Source organism: Sinorhizobium sp. GQ132, assembly GCF_059758575.1.
This window is the reverse complement of record NZ_JCAXDX010000049.1, coordinates 1-706: the sequence shown is the minus strand read 5'-3', so window position 1 is coordinate 706 and position 706 is coordinate 1. Positions and strand designations below refer to the sequence as shown.

Annotated in this window: 1 protein-coding gene; it reads right to left on the bottom strand. The window is 63.7% G+C overall.

Going from position 1 to position 706, the window contains the following annotated elements:
• Positions 1 to 42 precede the first annotated feature (42 nt).
• Positions 43 to 706, bottom strand: a 664-nt coding sequence (locus tag AC6CIG_RS29655; protein ID WP_498324380.1) for an MBL fold metallo-hydrolase, incomplete at its 5' end; no start/stop codon positions are given.

The following is a 706-nucleotide window of genomic DNA, read 5'->3' as shown; positions in this document are numbered from 1 at the left end:
TGCGTTTGGGGGGGAGGTCGAGCACGATCTCCTCTCACTGGATTAGAACTGCCAACTGACCGGAACCCACGCATAGCCGGCGTCCGTCTTGAGCATTCGGCCAAGGCCCGGGAACGGATAGTGGAAGCCGAGCACGAGGAGCCGGTCTGCCGCCGCCATGTCGAAGATGCGGCGGCGGGATGCGAGTGCGGCGTCCTTGTCGCGATCTGGCCCGGGCAACCAGGGCCGGTCGACATTGACGATCGGGTGGTAGGCGAGATCGGCCGTCAGCAGCAGCTGATCGTTCCCGGATTGAACGAGGAAGTTCGCCATGCCCGGCGTGTGGCCGGATGCCGGAAGCGTGGTCAGCCCGGTAACGATCTCCGCGCCGGCTTCGTACAACTCGATTCCCTTGCTGACGGGTTCAACGCTCCGCTTGATAGCCGCGGCGAAGTTGCGGCGAAAGTCTTCGGGCACCGGCATGTAGGAAAGATCCGGAACGTTACGGACGAAGAAGTCCCAATCGGCACGAGGCGCAAAGACGGCAGCCCGCGGAAATGCCTTGCCGCCCTCCGCTGTTCCAAGGTTGCCGACATGGTCCGGGTGCGTGTGCGAGACCACCACAACGTCTATGTCCTCGGGCCGTAAACCAACGGCGGCCAGGTTCTCGAAGATGCGACCGCCTTGCGGACCCATGGTTTGCCCGGCTCCGGCTTCGAGAAGGATC